Origin of the sequence: Algoriphagus lutimaris (assembly GCF_017051705.1) — a bacterium.
GTDB classification, from domain to species: Bacteria; Bacteroidota; Bacteroidia; order Cytophagales; family Cyclobacteriaceae; genus Algoriphagus; species Algoriphagus lutimaris.
On record NZ_JAFIDJ010000047.1, the window covers coordinates 1 to 282 of the forward strand.

Genomic DNA, 282 nt, shown 5'->3' on the forward strand with positions numbered 1-282 from the left:
CCCCGTGCACCCACATCCCGTGCCGCCGGGCCACCTCGGCCAGCCGGGTCACGTGGGGGCCGTCCAGGGGCTCGGCCGCCTCGCGCATCTGGGGCGCCGAGCCCTGCCGCGGCCACACTTCGGGCAACGCGGCGAGGTCCACCCCCGCCGCCGCGGCCTCCTCGAGAAGGGCCGTGACCTGCAGGAAGTTGGCCTCGGGATCCTCGCCGGTGTTCGTCTGGCAGAGCGCGATGCGCACGGCCACGATGCTACGTCCCTCGAATGGAAGCGTTTGACATCCCC

General features: G+C 73.4%; 1 protein-coding gene. It reads right to left on the minus strand.

Annotation, left to right across the window (positions count from 1 at the left end; translation table 11 throughout):
- Positions 1–238: nitrilase-related carbon-nitrogen hydrolase (locus JYB62_RS19735; protein ID WP_317194692.1), on the minus strand; the 238-nt coding region annotated here is incomplete at its 3' end.
- Positions 239–282: the final 44 nt, after the last annotated feature.